This is a genomic window from Blastomonas sp. CCH1-A6 (assembly GCF_001556365.1).
Taxonomy (GTDB): domain Bacteria; phylum Pseudomonadota; class Alphaproteobacteria; order Sphingomonadales; family Sphingomonadaceae; genus Blastomonas; species Blastomonas ursincola.
Genome location: NZ_LSIS01000394.1, coordinates 1 through 16,105, shown reverse-complemented (window position 1 = coordinate 16,105; position 16,105 = coordinate 1). Strand labels below are relative to the sequence as shown.

Below are 16,105 nucleotides of genomic sequence, written 5' to 3'. Positions count from 1 at the left end.
CCCCGATCACCCCGTAATCGTGTCGACGATCCACGGCGCGGAGAACACGATCACCACGCCAACTACGACCGTGACGAGCATCTGCACCGACGCGCGGCCGAGGAACCACAGAAGGCCAACGACGATGATCGCGATGATCGCCAGCGTGCGGAGCAAGCCGTTGCTCAGCAGGCCGAGAATGTTGTCGGCCAGGCCTTCAAAGTTTGCCTGCGCAAAAGCCGGCTCCGCTATGAGCAGGCTTGCCAGCAGCGACAGGGGCAGCGCGCGCGCCATGAGCGGCGAGGGCTTGAGACGCGCGAGCAGCGCGTCGAGCCGGGATTCAGCCTTGATCTTCCAGATACGAAACATTCGACAACTCCTATCTTCGCCTTACGAACCAATCCGCGCGTGTTGGGCGCGGCCGAAAACATCCCACGCAGGCGGTGCAGGCGGTGGAGCCGCCTCCATGTTCTCCGCTGCGATTTCCGCCAGCTCCACCGGCACACGACCGGCGCCAGTGTCGCTCACGGCGGCGCTGGCGGGCTGATCGCCCACGATGACAGTCGGGATTGCGGTCGCAGGCCGACCGCTGACGCGGCGACCTGCATTCTCCACGCGGGCGACATAGCCGTTGCGGAAACCTCTCGATTGAGAGCCTGTGTTATACATGCTGAGTGCGACCCGAAGGGCCTCTTGCGGGGTGCGACCCGTCTTGGCCGAACGGAAATTGGACAGGAGCACACGGCCTGCCGCTTCGACATTGGCGCACTGCTTGAAAACAGTGTCCCACGTCAGGCCGAGCCAGCCCATGTTGCGTGAATTGATTTGGCCGAGGCCGAGATCCACGCTGTAGCCGCGCGCAACATAAGAGCGCGCGGTTGCGATAGCCTCCGCCTCATTGCGCGGACGGCGCGGCTGACTGGCCACGCCGTTGACGTTGATCGCAAAAACATAGTTGGAAGATTCCGCATCCACGATCGCGGCGATCGTATGCGGCGCTACCGCTGGGGCGCATTGCGCCGCCAGCGAAAGAACGGCTCCGGTTTCGAGGAACACGTTCCCGCTCCCGGTCAGTTGCGCGGCTGATAGTAGGTCTGTTGCCGCCCGTCAGTCCAAGTGACCGTCAAGCGACCAGGCCTCCCATCATCCGGCTTCTTGTATTTTGTCTTGGCGATACCCCCGCCCGTGCATGTCGGGAAGCTGCCGCCGAGAGCCAGCACCCGCCACAGTTTCGTTATCGGTGGAACACAGGCTGGATATTGCGTCGGACCACCCGGGTTGGAGATGCACAGAACAACCTCACATGCCCAAGTATTATCCGACGCTACAGCGGGGGTCGATTGCACCGCAGCCCCCACCAAGGCGGCCGCGAGCGCGAAATTAAAAGCTTTCATCGCTTTCTCCCTCGTCATCGAGATTTATGCACATATCACGATGAGGGGGAAAGGGAAGCCTAAAACGCCAATTTGTTGCTGCATTGTTTGTCGGGGACCAATCGGATATGGTCATCCTCATATCCGTAATCGAGCACGACATGCCGCACGGCACTTGACAGTCGCTTGTATGTTTTAAGCGTCGGTTGCTCGAATAGGCAGACATTCAGCCACTTATCGCCATGCCACGATACTTTAACGTTGATGATCCATTCACTCGACGGCAACTGCGCAATCTCGACCGCTTGGATCATTCCCCCAGCGGGGCGGCGGGTGGTTAGTTCGCGTTCCAGGATCGGATCATACTGCCAATCGTCGCTATGCGGCATCGTGATTTATTCCCTTTTACCGATAAGGATATGTCTATCCTCGCTTTGACGGCGAGGGCAACCCGGCTTGTCCTCTCTTGCCGTGCAACCACATTACAGCCATTAAGCGTGTCAACACGCTTATTCCGGCACCACATCAACCTCTTGTGTTTTAGACCTATGGCTCGCCCGAAAAGACAGGAAGACCCCCTTCTCCCGGTTCCCTTGCCCCGGCGTCGGCCGAGCCGCGCGAACACGCGCAATCTCGCAGCGTCGGTGAAACCCGAGCTGGCGGCAGAGATCAAAAACCTTGCTGAGCGCGAACAAACGTCCGTTGCCGCCCTGGTCGAAGAGGCGACGATTAATCTCTTGAAAGCACGCGGGATCGAATATCCCGACTATCTGCGCCACTACCGCAAGTTGGCGTGACGAGCGCGTTATAGGCCCAGTCGGCCCGAAGCTGCGATTTTGGCCAGGTTGAAGAACGAACACTGAACGCTTGATTGATTCTACCAGGACCGTTGCTGACCACCGACCTCGTAGATATCGGCTTCCATGGAGCAATTGTAGCTCTCTGCGATGTTGAACATCTCGGAGAGGAGGCTTTGGATTTCCTCATCAAGGGAAATGCCATCCGGATCGGGGTCATAGGCGACGGTCAGTTTGTAATCACAATTGCCGTTTTTTACCATGGCGTAGTCGCGTTCCAGCATCGCCTCAATCCGCTCCCGAGCGGGTTTTCTACCTCTTCCACGCTTGTTGAAGTTCTCGATAATCAGATGCAGGGCGATGCTGGCAGTGGGCGGCTTTTCCGGCAGTTTGGTCTGTGACGGAATAATGTCGAGCGCCCGATAGACGGTCATTCGTGAGACCTTCAGGTCGCGGGCAACGCGGGCCTTGCTGGCGCCGGCGGCAAGGCGACGGCGGATTTCATCGTCATCGACGTTCTTCTTCCGGCCTTTGTAAACGCCTTCGGCGCGCGCCGCTTCGATCCCGGCGCGCTGACGATCCTTGATGAACTTCAGCTCCATATCGGCGACCATGCCGAGTATGGTGATGACCATTCGCCCCATGTCGCCCGCCGTCGTCACCTCTGGCTCAAGGATGCGCAGCGAAGCTCCCTTTTCATCAAGCTCATGCACCAGGTTCAGGACATCGCGCGTGGAGCGGCCGAGCCGGTCGAGCCGCAGCACGACCAGCTCGTCGCCGGTGTGCATAAACTGCATGATCGTTTCCAGTTCCGTGCGCCCGCTCCGCGAGGCCCCCGATCCGGTCTCGGAACGGATAATTTCGCAACCTGCATTCTTGAGGCGGCCAATCTGGATATCCAGATCCTGGTCCGTGGTGCTGACGCGGGCATATCCGATACGAGCCAAGTGCAAAATCCGTCACATTAGGGTGGCTCTTGCAGTGTATCGTCACATTGAGCGCAAACCCACCCTTTTGTGACAGACGAATGGTGTCACTCGGCCCTATCACTCTGGGGTGTACCCAAATGTTATAGGCCGATCAGCCGCCTCACGCTGCAAGCCGTCCAAAATCAATCCGGTCGTTCAGGTCGAGGTCGAAGCGGCCATAAGGGTTCACATGACTGTAGATCAACGGCGTGAGACCACGATAATCTTCCGGCGTCATCCGCCCCGCCCACTTCGGCTCAACCAGTACGATCTGAAGCATGCGGGTGTTCACATACACCAGCGACGCTTGCAGGAGGTGTAGCGCCAGAACGGAGATTTCCTGCTCATGGATGCGGTTGGTGGCGATCTCGCCGCCCTTGCCGAAGAACACGAAACCATTAGCGCCGTTCCAGTTCTCAACCACATTCAGCCCTTCGTGGATCTCGCGGCGGAATGCCTCCTGACGCAAATACCGGCATAGGAAGATTGTTTTGACCGCGCGGCCGAGTTCACTCAGCGCCTTGTAGGTCGGGTGCATCACTTCGGCTCTGGCAAACCGGAGCAGGATCGCTTCCGGATCGGCGGTGCGCGATTGCATGGCAGCGGCATATTTGACCATTTCGTCATATTGTTGCTCGATCTCGTCCCAGTCGATCGGGCTGGAGAGGATCGGCAGTAAATTGGAAAGCCGCGTGCGCATGCCGGCTTGGGGAAGGGCCAGTTTCTGGCGTGCCACTGCTTTCAGCCGCGGGGCAAGCTCAAATCCAAGGAGTCGGCAGAACGCAAAGCCGACTGCGCTCTGGCCGTGGCTATCGACGTACTGGCGCTGGATTTCCATGTCGGTGCAATGGCGTAGCACGCCTTCGATCATGGAGGCGACCTCCGAGGAAGAGCACCGCTTGAGCTGGGAATAAACGCAGGTCGCGCGCTTCTCCACATGCCAGTAGATCATGACGCCACGGCCGCCATAGCGGGCGTGCCATTCCGTCATCAGGTTGCGGTCCCACGCGCCGAACTTCGTTGAATCGGACGCGCATGCCGTGCCCGCATCTCCCCATACTGCGGCATTGCGGATTGCCAGTGTCGCGTTTGCTACCCGCGCGCACGCCTCCCTCAGCGCTGGCGCGTGGATGAAACGGCGATGGACATGCAGCAATTCCTCGTAACTGACATCGGGTGTTGCGCCAGCGACCCGCTTGAGCCCGGCGTTCGTGCCCAAGCCATAGAGACACAGCAAAAGACGCTGAGCCAAGGCTGCTTTCGACAGGGTAACCCGCGAGGCCGACGTTTCGAAAGCATCCATCAATCCCGTGTCCAGAGCAGCCTCTTTCAACACGTCCAGCAGTCCGGTCATCGGCCAGCGCTGACCGATCTCGCTTTTGATCGAAGCGAGACCCTTCGGTTCGGGCAAGGGCTTGAACGGTGTAATCGATATCCGGTTGTCGCCGCGCCACAGGAGCCGGACCTTGTCGTTTTGTGGAATATTGGCATTGAGGAGCAACAGTTCCCGTTCAAGCTCCTCCCGGATCGAGGCGCAAAACGCCTGCGCATCTGGCGTCAGGCTGAGGCCGGAATAGTACGCATCTCGCCTGATCTCGAAGTCCTTGGGAAGATCGTCATCGGGATTGCGATAGCGATCCGCCCCGACCACCCAGATTTCTTTGGAGCGGATGCGGTCGCGCAGTTGCGTCAGGACGCAAAGCTCATAGCTGATCCGGTTTACCCGCCCATCGTCATCAATGACGGAACTGCGCCATCGCGCTGGAATCACCTCATCGATCGGAACATCCTGCAATGGCACGAAGCGGCATCCGCCATCCACCTTGCTCCTGATCCAGTCGAGGGCCGCCAGGACCGGCCGCCACACCGCGTTGTTCGACCGGAACTCAAGTACGGAAAGCAGGCTTGGCAGCATGCGCCGGTAATGATTGGCCCAGGAACCACGCATCACCTTGTAGATGCGCCGGTCCAGAGCGCCCTTCGCATGGCTCTCCTTGACGATCGCCGCCAGCTTGGCCTTACCGGCGATCGGGAAAATGACATCGCAGATGCGCCCCGATGGTTCATTGATCGAGGCGCTGGCGATCTCGACCAGCAGGCGCTCCTTTCCATAGACCCGCTCGATGTCTTTCGCGATATCGCCCACCACCTTGCGTTTCGAGCGCGTTCCGATCTTGTGAACGGTTTCGATCAGCAGGTCGATCATCGCGTCAGTGAGTTGCGCCTCCCGCGACATTAGATAAATCGCATAAAGGCCGAGCTGTCGCGCCGGCGCATGCCGGCGCATCTCCGAGGCCTTTTCACCGGCAACGCGGCGAACAATCTGATCGACCCATGGCTTGCCCGTAGCCGTCAGGAGATCATGGGGAAGATCAAGTCTCTGGATAAAGGCGAGTTTCTCGGTCACGTCGAGAATGTTGTCGAGCGTTGCCTGTCCGGCGTCACCCTTCATCCTGTTGAATCCGGTCGAGCTGTCCGGATCGGCAAGCGAGGCTTCCAATAACGCCACCGCATCTGACGAAAGCCGATCACTGGTTCCGATCAGCCAGGTGTCCAGATAATCTTGCCGTTGTGAGCGAACGACACGTTCAAGCTCCTTGCGCGACGGCCCATAAATACGCCGGTCCCGGCACCACAGGAAAACATGCTCAAGCATGGCATTGATCGACTGGCCGCCCGGGCACAGCTCGCCAGCAATCCATTCCGTCAATTGCGCGCGATCCACCCGCTTCATGCGGTGATATCCAAGATGGATCAGGATCTCCGCACAATGCCGTCGTGCTGTCCGACTGGAAAAGTCATAACCGGCTATCTCGCCAGCCTCGACACCGAGTTGCTCGGCCAGATACGAGAGGCCATCGGTAGGGATTGAGCCGGGATCGATCGCGAAAAACCCCAGGGAAGCGAAGAATTTCAGCTGCGCGGCGAGGCCAAGGCGCGTCAGGGCCGGCTTCGAATTTACAAAATCAATATCGGCAAAGCTCAGGCTCCATCGTCCGATCAAATCCCCGCCCGGAATACTCCGATCCATCAACCCACTCCCTATGATGGAGCGAACTGTCCTCTTCTATGATTTCCATCGTCAATACCGAATGCCACGTTCCCAAAACGTTCTCCGACTTGGCCAAAATCGCAGCTTGGGGCCGACTGGGCCTGAAAGGAACGACGATGCTTCAACATCCCACTCTCGACCGGCTGAACACGATGGGACTGGCCGGTATGGCCAAGGCATATGGTGAGCTCGCCGCCAACGCCGAGGCCGACAGGCTTACGCATCCCGAATGGCTGGCGCTGCTGCTCGATCGTGAATGGAGCTTCCGCCATGACCGCAAGCTCGCCGCGCGGTTGCGGTTCGCTAAGCTGCGCCACCAGGCATCTCCCGAGGACGTCGACTATCGCAGCCCACGCGGGCTCGATCGCGCCTTGTTCATGAAGCTCGTCGCCGGCGAATGGATCGCCGCTCGCGACAATCTGGTCATCACCGGACCGACCGGCGTCGGCAAGAGCTGGCTCGCCTGCGCGCTCGGTCACAAGGCCTGTCGCGACGACCGTTCGGTCCTCTACCAGCGCGTCCCCAAGCTGTTCTCCAATCTCGCGCTGGCGCGCGGTGACGGCCGACACGAGCGCTTCCTCAGGAAGCTCGGCAGCGTCCAGCTGCTGATTCTCGACGACTGGGGCCTGGAACCGCTCGATGCGCTCGCGCGCCACGATCTGCTCGAGATCCTCGAGGAACGCTACGGCCGTCGTTCGACCATCGTCACCAGCCAGCTTCCCATAGCCAGTTGGCATCATGTGATAGCGGACCCGACTTACGCCGACGCGATCCTGGATCGCCTGGTGCACAACGCTCATCGCCTCGATCTCGACGGCGACAGTATGCGGCGATCGAAAAATACGCCGGACGCTTGACGGCAGCCGCGAACGACACAACAACGAGCATTGCCGAAAGGCCCCGCTTCCGAGGGGGCGACTTCATCTCGGAATCAGGGGGCGTAATCATCCCGGAAACGGGGGGCGACTTCATCGGAATCGGCAAGCAACCCCATTGCGGATACGGAACAATAAACAGATTTCGTGAGATAATGCACCTTCAGTCTCCCCCTCCGATGCGGGCGCGTATCGATGTCGCGCTTCCGCATTTTGCGTGCACCCGTGGCCGGGCACACCAATACTAAGTGCGTCAGTGTGACATCGCGCCTTCCCCGATATCCCCGACACCTCAGTGCGCGGCTACGTCCCAAACGCACACGATTCCAGTTTATGAACTGTATAATCAATATTGATCAGGGAAATAGGAAGGCTGCCGCTTCATCCGAGATATTCATCCGTGTCTCCATCAGCGAAGAGACGCAGATGAACCCCGGTAGGCATTGATGATGTAGCCGCCCCCCGACGGCCTTGATGTGCCAACGTGGGTCTTCAATCGATGGAGGAGAGCGGTGATGTCGGAGATTGTTACGATCGGGCTGGATCTGGCGAAGAGGGTATTCCAAGTCCACGGGGCTGACGGAACTGGTCATGCTTGTCAACGGCACAGTAATTTTCCCCGGAACGGGGCATTTTACTCTGCCATCAACACATGCTATCGTGCGCAAGAAGCTGAGCCGGGATCAGGTGCTTTCCTTCTTCAGCGCGCTTCCACCCTGCACGGTCGCCATGGAGGCCTGCGGAGGGTCACATTATTGGGGCCGGGAGATAGCCCTGCTGGGCCATGAGGTTCGCCTGATCCCGCCGGGGTATGTGAAGCCTTTCGTAAAGTTATGCTGAGGTGAGCATAACTTCACTAGCAGGCTGTTGAAGAAGTAGCCGAGAGGGCGCGGGGGCTGCGGGCTACGGCTTTCGGCGGTCCTATTCGGGCCAGCGATCTTCCTTCCACGGCCTGTCTGGGCGGTGACCCCGGGCGGGGCGAGGGAGACGGCCAGCATCGGGTGCGGGCGAGCCGCTCATGCGGTCGCTCCGAGCAGCTTGGGCAACCGGATCAGATTATAGGCGGCCGCCGCGAAGGTGAACGACCAGTCGACCTTCTGGAGGCCGCGGAGCTTGGTTCGTCGCAGGCCTGCGACGGTCTTGATCCAGCCGAACGCCTCCTCGATCCGCTTGCGGACGCGCAGGCTGGCTGCGTAGCCGGCGTGGCGAGTGGTGCGGCGATCGATCGCCGAACGTCTGCGGCTGACGTTCTGGGCGACGTGCGGTCGGACGTTCAGTGGTAACCGCTGCTTCGACCCCACGTGGGATGTGGAGAGGCTTCAGTGTACGGTCAGGGTTCTTGCAAAGGCACACTGATCATGGATGAAGGAGATGATCTGGGGGATCATCCGCCAGGTATCTGCAAGAGCCTGATTTGCGAGGGGATCCTGGAGTTGGTCGATCCATGATGTGCCGTCGATGATCGTGCTTTGGCCAAGGATCGCTACAAGCGGGAGGCCGAACTCTCGATCAGACACGAAGGGCTTCCATGCGTCCATGTCCAGATGCATTGCAGTGAAGAAGCCATTGGCGAAGTCTTCCAGCAGGACCTCGCCGTCCTCGGTCCGCATATAGATCGGCGCATAGACCTCAGGGCACTCGGCAAGCTCGATGCAGATCTGGTTGTAGCGCTTGAGGATCGTTCGGCGTGCGAGCGCCGATCGGGCGCTTTGGACGTGTTCGCGCAGGATGCTCTTGAGCCATATGTCCGGATTGATGATGGACGGGCCGGCAGCCAACGCCGCGAGGAAGCCATCGATCGAGGAGACACCGGCGACCGGCGGATCAAGCGTATCAAGCCAAATTTCGAGCTGCTCTAATGAGAAGGTTCTGCCGGATGCGGTTTGACGTTTGAAGCTCATGCTGCCAGCGCTTCTAGCCGATCAGTCGCAGGGCGCCAGTTCCATGCCAACAGGCTGTGCAGATCGTTGATCATTACCTCTTCATTCAGGGGTCGGTTCCGGCTGAGGGCGAAATGACACCCTAAGCGAAACGGCAAGAAGGGGTGGGGAGCGGACATCGCGCCCCCGCCTTGCGTCATCCTGAACTTGTTTCAGGATCCATCGGGCGATTGGTGCCGGAGCGTGGTGGCTCGTGCCGCCATCTCGGTTGGCCGATCATAAACTGGGCTTTCGGATTGATGGACCCTGAAACAAGTTCAGGGTGACGGCTGATTTGGGGTGGGGCGCGGTCATCCGTCATCCCGGCGCATGCCGGGACCGTGGGCAAGTCTTGAGGCGATAGCTATCGCCAGGGCGCCCGGACGTGAGGCTGCTTCTAAAGACAGCCCACGGTCCCGGCATGCGCCGGGATGACGACCATTGGGAACGTCTGCAACGGGGCGGATGCTGCCCTTCACCATTCCGCCGGATGGATGTCGATCAAATGGATCAAATGTCAGTGAGATCCTCAGGGTACATCCCACCGCGCTGGCAGAAGAGAGCCCATGTTTCCTTCCCCTGTGCGGTTACGATCATGCGAACCGGTAAATCGACTGCGAGCGCGATAAGGCCGAGGCGGACAAGCGGGCCAATGCTCCTATCGCTGATCACCCTGTCAGGGGTGTACCCTCCTGCCACGAGTGTCCATCCGGGCGTTCCGCGTTCGGTAATAGCCGGAGCGAGATGGCCGTCACGTGGGAGATCGGTATCGCGGCCCAGGGTGTATAGGCAGATACTCCAGAAGGCATCTCGCGGTCGTGGTGGGATCAACGCCCATTCCAGCGGGCCGGCATCATCCTGTTCGGGCGCTTGAACGGCTGCGGCCGGGTCGTCCCGGACTCCATCGCGGTACGCGCGCTCTAGCGCCTGCGCGATGGCGCCAGCAGTGTCGACGGCGATCCCGTACTTCCGATTGTAGCGATCCTTGGCGACAATGCCTCGGGCGATTTCGCGAAACCGCGCCTTGCGCCGGGGATCGGGACGCAGCCGTCCAGACGCCCCGGTCATGTCGTCACCGTGACATCAGGGCTCACGTTACCCCGTGCGCGAGCCACGATCCCGGCGACCGTGTTCTTGCTGAGTCCCAGGTCGCGAGCGATCCAGCGATAGCTCCGCCCCTCGGCGATATGCGCCAACACTTTGGGCGCGAGGCGGTCCGACTTGGGTCGCTCCCCCAGTTGCCGGCCGAGTTTGCGGCCACGTGCCCGCGCTGCAGCAAGGCCAGAGCGGACCCGCTCGCTCAGCATGTCGCGCTCGAACTGGGCTATACCTGCGAGCATCGTCGCCATCATCCGCCCATGCGGCGTATCGACCTCGAACGTCATGCCGCTCATCGCGACCACCGACACGCGCCAGCCCGACAGCCGGTTGAGTGTATCGAGCAGGTCCTGGGTCGAACGCCCCCAGCGACTGAGTTCGGTAACGAGGATCGCATCGATATGGCGTGCCTGCGCCAGCTTCATCACCTCAGCCCGCGCCGAACGGTTTGCCTTCATGCCCGACGCGGTTTCGCGGAAGACCTCGACCACTTCATAGCCGCCACGCTCGGCAAAGCCGGCCAGGTCGCGGAGCTGCCGTTCGCACGACTGGTCGGCTGTCGAAACGGGCATGTCGGATTTCTTTGACGCCCGCGATCTGAAGGTCACCATCTCCGGCAATCCGAGCCCGCACCTGATCTATCACTTCGCGCTGGTCTATTCCGGGTGGGAGCATGCCGAGGTCGTGCTGGGAGGAGAAAGCTTCACGGCGCTGGCCTGCGGCCTTCAGAATGCGCTGTGGCAGCTTGGCGGCGTGCCGCACGAGCATCGCACCGATAGCCTCTCCGCGGCGTTCGCCAACCTGGAGCAAGATGCCCAGGAAGATCTGCGGACCCGCTATGCCGCCCTGTGCGCCGATTACCAGATGGAGCCCACCCGCAACAATCGCGGGGTCGCCCATGAGAATGGGTCCATAGAAAGCCGTCATGGTCACCTTAAGGATCGGCTCGATCAGGCACTCCAGTTGCGCGGGACACGTGACTTCGCCTCCATCGAGGACTGGCGCACGTTCCTCGCCCAGATCGTGGGCCGCCACAATGCCCGGCGGCGCGATGCCTTGCGCATCGAAGCTGAGCACCTGCGCCCGTTACCTTCACGCCGCAGCTGCGATTATGATGAAGCTACGGTGCTCGTCACCTCATCGGGCGGCTTCGTGCTGCGCAAGGTCTTCTACACCGTGCCTTCCCGGCTCATCGGCCATAGCCTGCGAGCCAGGATCTTCGATGACCGGATCGACCTTTATCTGGCCGGGCAGCCCATCGAGACCCTGCCACGCGGGAGGGCGCCCGATCGCGGACGGGGCGGTCATGACCACGTAGTCAATTATCGGCACGTGATCCACAGCCTGCGTACCAAGCCCCACGCGCTGGCAAACCTTGTCTATCGCGACAAGCTCTTCCCTCGCAGCGAATATCGCCGCTGCTGGGATGCTCTGGAGGGTGCGCTTCCCAAAGCCGCCGCATGCCGCAGCATGGTGGGGCTGCTGTGGCTTGCGCATGACCAGGCCTGCGAGGCTGAGCTCGCCGCGACCCTGACCGGCATACTCGATGGCCAGGGTTTACCCGATCTGAGGGATCTGCAGGAGCGCTTCCAACGCCCCGGCAAAGAGCCGGCCGATGTGGTCGTCGATATTCCCCAGCCTGACACATACGACGATCTGCTCACCGCCAGGGAGATGGCCGCATGAGCATCACTGTCGACACCGCCCAGCTGCCCATGTTGCTTGGCACGCTGCGTCTGCCCACCATTGCCCGTCTCTGGCCGGACTTCTGTTCACGAGCGGACAAGGAGGGGTGGCCGGCTTCGCGCCTGCTGGCAGCCTTGGCCGAACTGGAACTCGCCGAACGCGAACAACGCCGGATCCAGCGCCATCTTACAGAAGCACGGCTGCCTCCCGGCAAGACCCTGGATGCCTTCGACTTCAGCCTCGTTCCCACCTTGAGCAAGGCCCAGGTCATGGCTCTGACCCAAGGAGATGCCTGGCTCAAGGCGGGCCACAATCTTCTGGCATTTGGTCCGCCCGGTGCCGGCAAGAGCCACGCCGCAGCCGCCATCGGCAACGAGCTCGTCGCGCGCGGATACCGGGTCTTCTTCACCCGAACCACCGATCTCGTCCAGCGTTTGCAGGCCGCACGTCAGTCCCTGACCTTGACCCAGGAGATCGCCAGGCTCGACCGCTTCGACCTGCTCATCCTCGATGACCTGTCCTACGTCCGCAAGGACCAGGCAGAGACCAGCGTCCTGTTCGAACTCATCTCTGCCAGATACGAAAGGCGCTCCATCATGATCACCGCCAACCAACCATTCAGCGGTTGGGATTCCATTTTTTTGGATAAGGCAATGACTGTCGCTGCCATCGACAGGCTCGTTCACCACGCCACTATCCTGGAAATGAACGTCGAGAGCTATCGCAGGCGATCCGCCCTGGCCTCAGCGACATCGCTCCGCGACAGTGCTCCTGATCCAGCGACATCGCCCAGCGACATCGAAACCATGCCAGCGACATCGCTGCGCGACAACGCCTCTTGATCCAGGCCAACCTCGTGTGACACTATCCCCAACGTCACCGCTGACACATCACCATCAATGTCGCTGACCAGTCACCGACGATGTCGCGCTACACGCATCCACGCTTTCGCCATGGCGGATTGCCAGATCGCGCCAGAACGCCGTTTCAGCGAACATTTCCTCGCGCAGCGCCTCTTCGATAGCGGTCTGACCGCTGGCGACGGCCTCGTTCTCCAGTTCCTGCAAAAGTGCCATCACCATACGGCCGGTGCTCAACCGATCCTGCAACAGCGACGTGAACACGTGATCAAGCTCGGCCCACCTCGGGGCACCCTCTTCCTGTAAAGCGGCCTGCGACTGCCGCCAGCGGCTAGATACCGCGATAGCCTTGAACGCGATCTGCGCGATGAGCCGCTCGCGATTGCCGATGTGGTAATTGATTGCCGACGGGCTCATTCCTGTCTTTCGCGCCAGACTTCGTGCGCTGAGCGCTGCCAGACCGCTCTCTTCGGCAAGGTCATACGCGGCCTCACTCATCCGCTCTGCCTGGGGCGAGGCTTCATCGGACATATATCGCAAGCGACTCAAACCTGACACCCTTCTGTACAGCCGTTCGAATTAAGCTCCGCCCGAATTCGGCTGGCTTTCCCAATCTAGATAGAGCCTCACCACACCGTTGCCAAGTTTGCTCCCTGAGCAGGACGGCATCGCGCATATCGCTTCGCCGACGGCGCATCCGCACAGGATACCCACGAGCGTTTCTCCGGCTGTCATAGAAGATTCACACGATACACCTACCTGTACAGCCGTTCGATTCGGGCAGGGGGTCCTATGAAGTATTCACACATCCATCGATGGGCGGGGTCCCGGCGTATGCCGCAACGGCCTGTCGTCTCCGACTAGGCCCCTCATTGTCCTGAGCGACGCGAGATCCACCCCCGATCCGGGCGGTGGCCGATGTCGCTCGCCCTCTTCTGACATACATGTTCCAAGGACTGATTTCATGGCCAGCTCATCGCAGCACAAGTTCCGCCGCGTTCATCTGCTATCCTCCGCCTTCGCTTCCCTGACGATCGCGGCTCCCCCGGCTTACGCCGCCGACGATCCTGTCGAGGCAGGTGGCGACATCATCGTCACGGCCCAGAAACGCGACCAGCGGCTGATCGATGTTCCATCGGCAGTCAGCGTCCTGTCTCCAGAGGCACTGCGCGAAGCGGGCGTGAAGGACTTGATCGACGCCTCGCGCCTGACTCCCGGCGTGGTCGTGTCACCCCAGATTTCCGGCGGTCGCACCATCCAGACCTTCACCATTCGCGGCATCGGCTATGATGATTTCCGGCCCAACGGCAATCCGTCCGCCGCCGTCAGCATCGACGGCGCCTATCAGGGTTCGGCGGCGCTGGTCGGCGGACAGATGTTCGATGTCGAACGCATAGAGATATTGAAGGGGCCGCAGGGCACGCTCTACGGCCAGAACACCACGGCGGGCGCGGTCAACATCATCTCGCGCCAGCCCACGGACACATGGGAGGGGGAGGCGCGCGTCGAATATGGCCGCTTCAACTCCTGGCGCGCGGAAGCTGGGGCGGGCGGCGCTCTGGCCGATGGCGTCAAGCTGCGGGTGGCGGGCGTCTTCGACCGCACCGACGGGTTCATGACCAATATCGGCACGCGCGGTGTCAGTGGATCGGCCAATCCTGCCGTCCCCGCGCTCGCCGATCCCGGCGTCAACACCGAGGCCAATCGCTCCCAATATTACGGCGGTCGCGCGATATTGCTGCTGGAGCCGACCGACGGCACAACGGTCACGCTTAATGCCCATGGTTTCCATGAATCCGGCGCGGTGCAATTTTTCGAGCGCACCGCCACGGTGCGCGGTTTTGCGCCGCTGGCGCCCTTTACGACCGATTCCGCCATCGATCCGTCGCTCGACAAGACCAGCTATGGCGGATCGGTCACGCTGAACCAGAAGATCGGCGGTGATATGCTGCTGGTCGCCATTCTCGGCTGGGAAAAGTTGAAGCAGCAATATTCTGCTGCGGGCGACGTGGTTCCGACGCGGATCACCGACATCATCTATCGCGACAATGTAGAGCAGGGGACGGCGGAACTACGCCTCCAGAATGCGACGCCCGGCCGGTTCGACTGGGTGGTGGGTGCAACGGCTTACAGGGACAAGGTGCGGCTGCGCAGTAACCTCGACCTGACCGATTTCGTGCTGAGCGTGCTGTCCGCCGACTATATCCAGCGACGCCGCAGCGTCGCGGGATTTGCCGATGGCAGCGTCAGGCTGGGCAGTCACTGGAAGATCGGCGCGGGCCTGCGCTACACCAATGATGAAAGCCGGTTCGACGGATCGACCGTCGACCTCAATCCCTTCGGTGTGAGCATCGCCCCGGCCGTTTTCGGTCCCATGCCATTCAATTTCAGCCGGACCTTCTCCGACAACAGCCTGTCGGGCCGCCTGAATGTCAGTTACGAAATCTCGCCGTCCGCGACCGCTTATGTTTCGGTCAGCCGGGGGTTCAAGGCGGGTGGTTTCGACGGATCGACCTCCGTCACCCTCCCCGAAACCGATCCGTTCAAGTCGGAGCGGGTCTGGACCTATGAGGCGGGCGTCAAATTCCTGCCGCGCGGCGGCCCGGTGCAGATCGATGCGTCGGTCTATTACAACGACTTCAACAATCTTCAGGCGAGCCTCAACAAGCTCATCAACGGCCTGCCCACCAATATCCGCACCAATGTGGGCAGCGCTCGCACCTATGGCGCGGAAGCGAATATCACGGTCCGACCGCTACACGGGCTGGAAATACAGGGCGGCGTCTCGCTTCTCGATAGCAAAATACTCGACATGCGTTCGGGCAATGCGGCGGAGAGGTTACGGCGCATCGGCAATGAACTGCCCTTTGCGCCGAAGATGACGCTGACCGGTTCGATCCGCTATGCGATACCGCTGGGCGGCGACAGGGTGCTGACGCCGTCGGTCAATGGCCGCTTCGTCGACGATTATTACACCGAACTCGACAATTACCAGCCGATCAAGGGCTATTTCCTTGGCAATGCGCAGATGGAACTGGCATTTGCCGAAAGGATGACGGTGGGGGCATGGGTTCGCAACTTCACCAATAAAAGATACGCGACGACCCTTTACGTGGCTCCGCCCGTCTACGCGGCATTCCGCGGCGCGCCGCGCACTTATGGCGTTTCGCTCGGCTACACTTTCTGATCAGCCAACCAACATACAAGCAACTATTGGAGTTTAACATGACCCTCCTTGGCCATTGGACGCGGCAAATTGCGTTCTCATCGGTGGCGGCTATGGCGCTCGCTGCCGGGACAGCCGCCCAGGCGAACAGCCATGACGATAGTTTCACGATCGCGGTGTTGCCCGACACGCAAAACTATATCGACTACACACACCAGAAGGTCGAAGGATTTCCGTTCGATGCCAGCCAGCAATTCCTCGAGCAGATGGAATATGTGGCTCTGTTGCAAACTCTGACACGGTTTCCAAGATTGGGCTCATGTACTGTCAAG

14 protein-coding genes and 3 pseudogenes are annotated in these 16,105 nt (G+C 60.6%); 7 read left to right on the top strand and 10 right to left on the bottom strand.

Annotation, left to right across the window (positions count from 1 at the left end; genetic code table 11):
- Nucleotides 1–6 precede the first annotated feature (6 nt).
- From AX735_RS17935 to AX735_RS17925, 3 genes are all read right to left on the bottom strand, one after another.
- Complete coding sequence (locus tag AX735_RS17935) at nt 7–348, bottom strand: TrbC/VirB2 family protein (protein WP_059153595.1); 342 nt, start codon at nt 346–348, stop codon at nt 7–9.
- Between the two features lie 21 nt (nt 349–369).
- The gene (locus tag AX735_RS17930; RefSeq protein ID WP_059153594.1) at nt 370–1,035 is read right to left on the bottom strand and encodes a lytic transglycosylase domain-containing protein; all 666 of its coding nucleotides are present in this window, start codon (nt 1,033–1,035) and stop codon (nt 370–372) included.
- A gap of 397 nt (nt 1,036–1,432) precedes the next feature.
- On the bottom strand, nt 1,433–1,741 hold the full coding sequence (locus tag AX735_RS17925; protein ID WP_020819813.1) for a hypothetical protein: 309 nt from the start codon (nt 1,739–1,741) through the stop codon (nt 1,433–1,435).
- Between the two features lie 255 nt (nt 1,742–1,996).
- On the opposite strand from AX735_RS17925, the gene AX735_RS25310 reads away from it, so the two are divergent.
- Nucleotides 1,997–2,149, top strand: coding sequence for a hypothetical protein (locus tag AX735_RS25310; protein WP_006949649.1), 153 nt, complete (start codon nt 1,997–1,999; stop codon nt 2,147–2,149).
- A gap of 80 nt (nt 2,150–2,229) precedes the next feature.
- Here the strand turns inward: AX735_RS25310 and AX735_RS17915 are convergent, their stop codons facing one another.
- Both AX735_RS17915 and AX735_RS17910 read right to left on the bottom strand, forming a co-directional pair.
- Nucleotides 2,230–3,096, bottom strand: coding sequence for a recombinase family protein (locus AX735_RS17915; RefSeq protein ID WP_006953933.1), 867 nt, complete (start codon nt 3,094–3,096; stop codon nt 2,230–2,232).
- A gap of 142 nt (nt 3,097–3,238) precedes the next feature.
- Nucleotides 3,239–6,148 carry a Tn3 family transposase gene (locus AX735_RS17910; protein ID WP_062093919.1) on the bottom strand — a complete coding sequence of 970 codons (2,910 nt, stop codon included), beginning with the start codon at nt 6,146–6,148 and terminating at the stop codon, nt 3,239–3,241.
- A gap of 137 nt (nt 6,149–6,285) precedes the next feature.
- On the opposite strand from AX735_RS17910, the gene istB (AX735_RS17905) reads away from it, so the two are divergent.
- Nucleotides 6,286–7,026 (top strand): IS21-like element helper ATPase IstB, encoded by a 741-nt coding sequence (gene istB / locus AX735_RS17905; RefSeq protein ID WP_062093922.1) that lies wholly within the window; start codon nt 6,286–6,288, stop codon nt 7,024–7,026.
- Between the two features lie 533 nt (nt 7,027–7,559).
- Nucleotides 7,560–7,875, top strand: a pseudogene (locus AX735_RS24575) (hypothetical protein); the annotation flags it as partial.
- Nucleotides 7,876–8,060: 185 nt separating this feature from the next.
- Here the strand turns inward: AX735_RS24575 and AX735_RS17900 are convergent.
- The 4 genes and pseudogenes from AX735_RS17900 to AX735_RS17885 all read right to left on the bottom strand — a co-directional run.
- Nucleotides 8,061–8,321, bottom strand: a pseudogene (locus AX735_RS17900) (transposase); the annotation flags it as partial.
- 42 nt (nt 8,322–8,363) lie between these two features.
- A complete protein-coding gene (locus tag AX735_RS17895) occupies nt 8,364–8,945 on the bottom strand; it encodes a UPF0149 family protein (protein ID WP_066282962.1) in 582 nt (193 codons plus the stop codon).
- Nucleotides 8,946–9,473: 528 nt separating this feature from the next.
- Nucleotides 9,474–10,031: a hypothetical protein gene (locus tag AX735_RS17890; protein ID WP_004213004.1), complete on the bottom strand. Its 558-nt coding sequence runs from the start codon at nt 10,029–10,031 to the stop codon at nt 9,474–9,476.
- Nucleotides 10,028–10,633, bottom strand: coding sequence for a recombinase family protein (locus AX735_RS17885; protein ID WP_086485403.1), 606 nt, complete (start codon nt 10,631–10,633; stop codon nt 10,028–10,030). The genes AX735_RS17890 and AX735_RS17885 overlap by 4 nt, the downstream gene beginning before the upstream one ends.
- Here AX735_RS17885 and AX735_RS17880 point away from each other — a divergent pair.
- Nucleotides 10,632–11,747, top strand: coding sequence for a DDE-type integrase/transposase/recombinase (locus AX735_RS17880; protein ID WP_010409293.1), 1,116 nt, complete (start codon nt 10,632–10,634; stop codon nt 11,745–11,747). The genes AX735_RS17885 and AX735_RS17880 overlap by 2 nt on opposite strands.
- Nucleotides 11,744–12,589 carry an IS21-like element helper ATPase IstB gene (istB, locus tag AX735_RS17875; RefSeq protein WP_006949666.1) on the top strand — a complete coding sequence of 282 codons (846 nt, stop codon included), beginning with the start codon at nt 11,744–11,746 and terminating at the stop codon, nt 12,587–12,589. The genes AX735_RS17880 and istB (AX735_RS17875) overlap by 4 nt, the downstream gene beginning before the upstream one ends.
- Before the next feature lie 54 nt (nt 12,590–12,643).
- On the opposite strand, the gene AX735_RS17870 is transcribed toward istB (AX735_RS17875), so the two are convergent.
- Nucleotides 12,644–13,105 carry a TetR family transcriptional regulator gene (locus tag AX735_RS17870; RefSeq protein WP_058456839.1) on the bottom strand — a complete coding sequence of 154 codons (462 nt, stop codon included), beginning with the start codon at nt 13,103–13,105 and terminating at the stop codon, nt 12,644–12,646.
- 466 nt (nt 13,106–13,571) lie between these two features.
- Between AX735_RS17870 and AX735_RS17865 the strand changes: the two genes are divergently transcribed.
- On the top strand, nt 13,572–15,794 hold the full coding sequence (locus AX735_RS17865; protein WP_066282954.1) for a TonB-dependent receptor: 2,223 nt from the start codon (nt 13,572–13,574) through the stop codon (nt 15,792–15,794).
- 38 nt (nt 15,795–15,832) lie between these two features.
- A pseudogene (locus AX735_RS17860) lies at nt 15,833–16,105 on the top strand (hypothetical protein); the annotation flags it as partial.

Excerpts from the sequence above, each read along its gene's own strand:
- AX735_RS17885 (WP_086485403.1), bottom strand. The coding sequence starts at position 10,633 with ATGCCCGTTTCGACAGCCGACCAGTCGTGCGAACGGCAGCTCCGCGAC.
- istB (WP_062093922.1), top strand. The coding sequence starts at position 6,286 with ATGCTTCAACATCCCACTCTCGACCGGCTGAACACGATGGGACTGGCC.
- istB (WP_006949666.1), top strand. The coding sequence starts at position 11,744 with ATGAGCATCACTGTCGACACCGCCCAGCTGCCCATGTTGCTTGGCACG.
- AX735_RS17865 (WP_066282954.1), top strand. The coding sequence starts at position 13,572 with ATGGCCAGCTCATCGCAGCACAAGTTCCGCCGCGTTCATCTGCTATCC.
- AX735_RS17890 (WP_004213004.1), bottom strand. The coding sequence starts at position 10,031 with ATGACCGGGGCGTCTGGACGGCTGCGTCCCGATCCCCGGCGCAAGGCG.
- AX735_RS17870 (WP_058456839.1), bottom strand. The coding sequence starts at position 13,105 with ATGAGTGAGGCCGCGTATGACCTTGCCGAAGAGAGCGGTCTGGCAGCG.
- AX735_RS17880 (WP_010409293.1), top strand. The coding sequence starts at position 10,632 with ATGTCGGATTTCTTTGACGCCCGCGATCTGAAGGTCACCATCTCCGGC.
- AX735_RS17935 (WP_059153595.1), bottom strand. The coding sequence starts at position 348 with ATGTTTCGTATCTGGAAGATCAAGGCTGAATCCCGGCTCGACGCGCTG.
- AX735_RS17925 (WP_020819813.1), bottom strand. The coding sequence starts at position 1,741 with ATGCCGCATAGCGACGATTGGCAGTATGATCCGATCCTGGAACGCGAA.
- AX735_RS17895 (WP_066282962.1), bottom strand. The coding sequence starts at position 8,945 with ATGAGCTTCAAACGTCAAACCGCATCCGGCAGAACCTTCTCATTAGAG.
- AX735_RS17910 (WP_062093919.1), bottom strand. The coding sequence starts at position 6,148 with ATGGATCGGAGTATTCCGGGCGGGGATTTGATCGGACGATGGAGCCTG.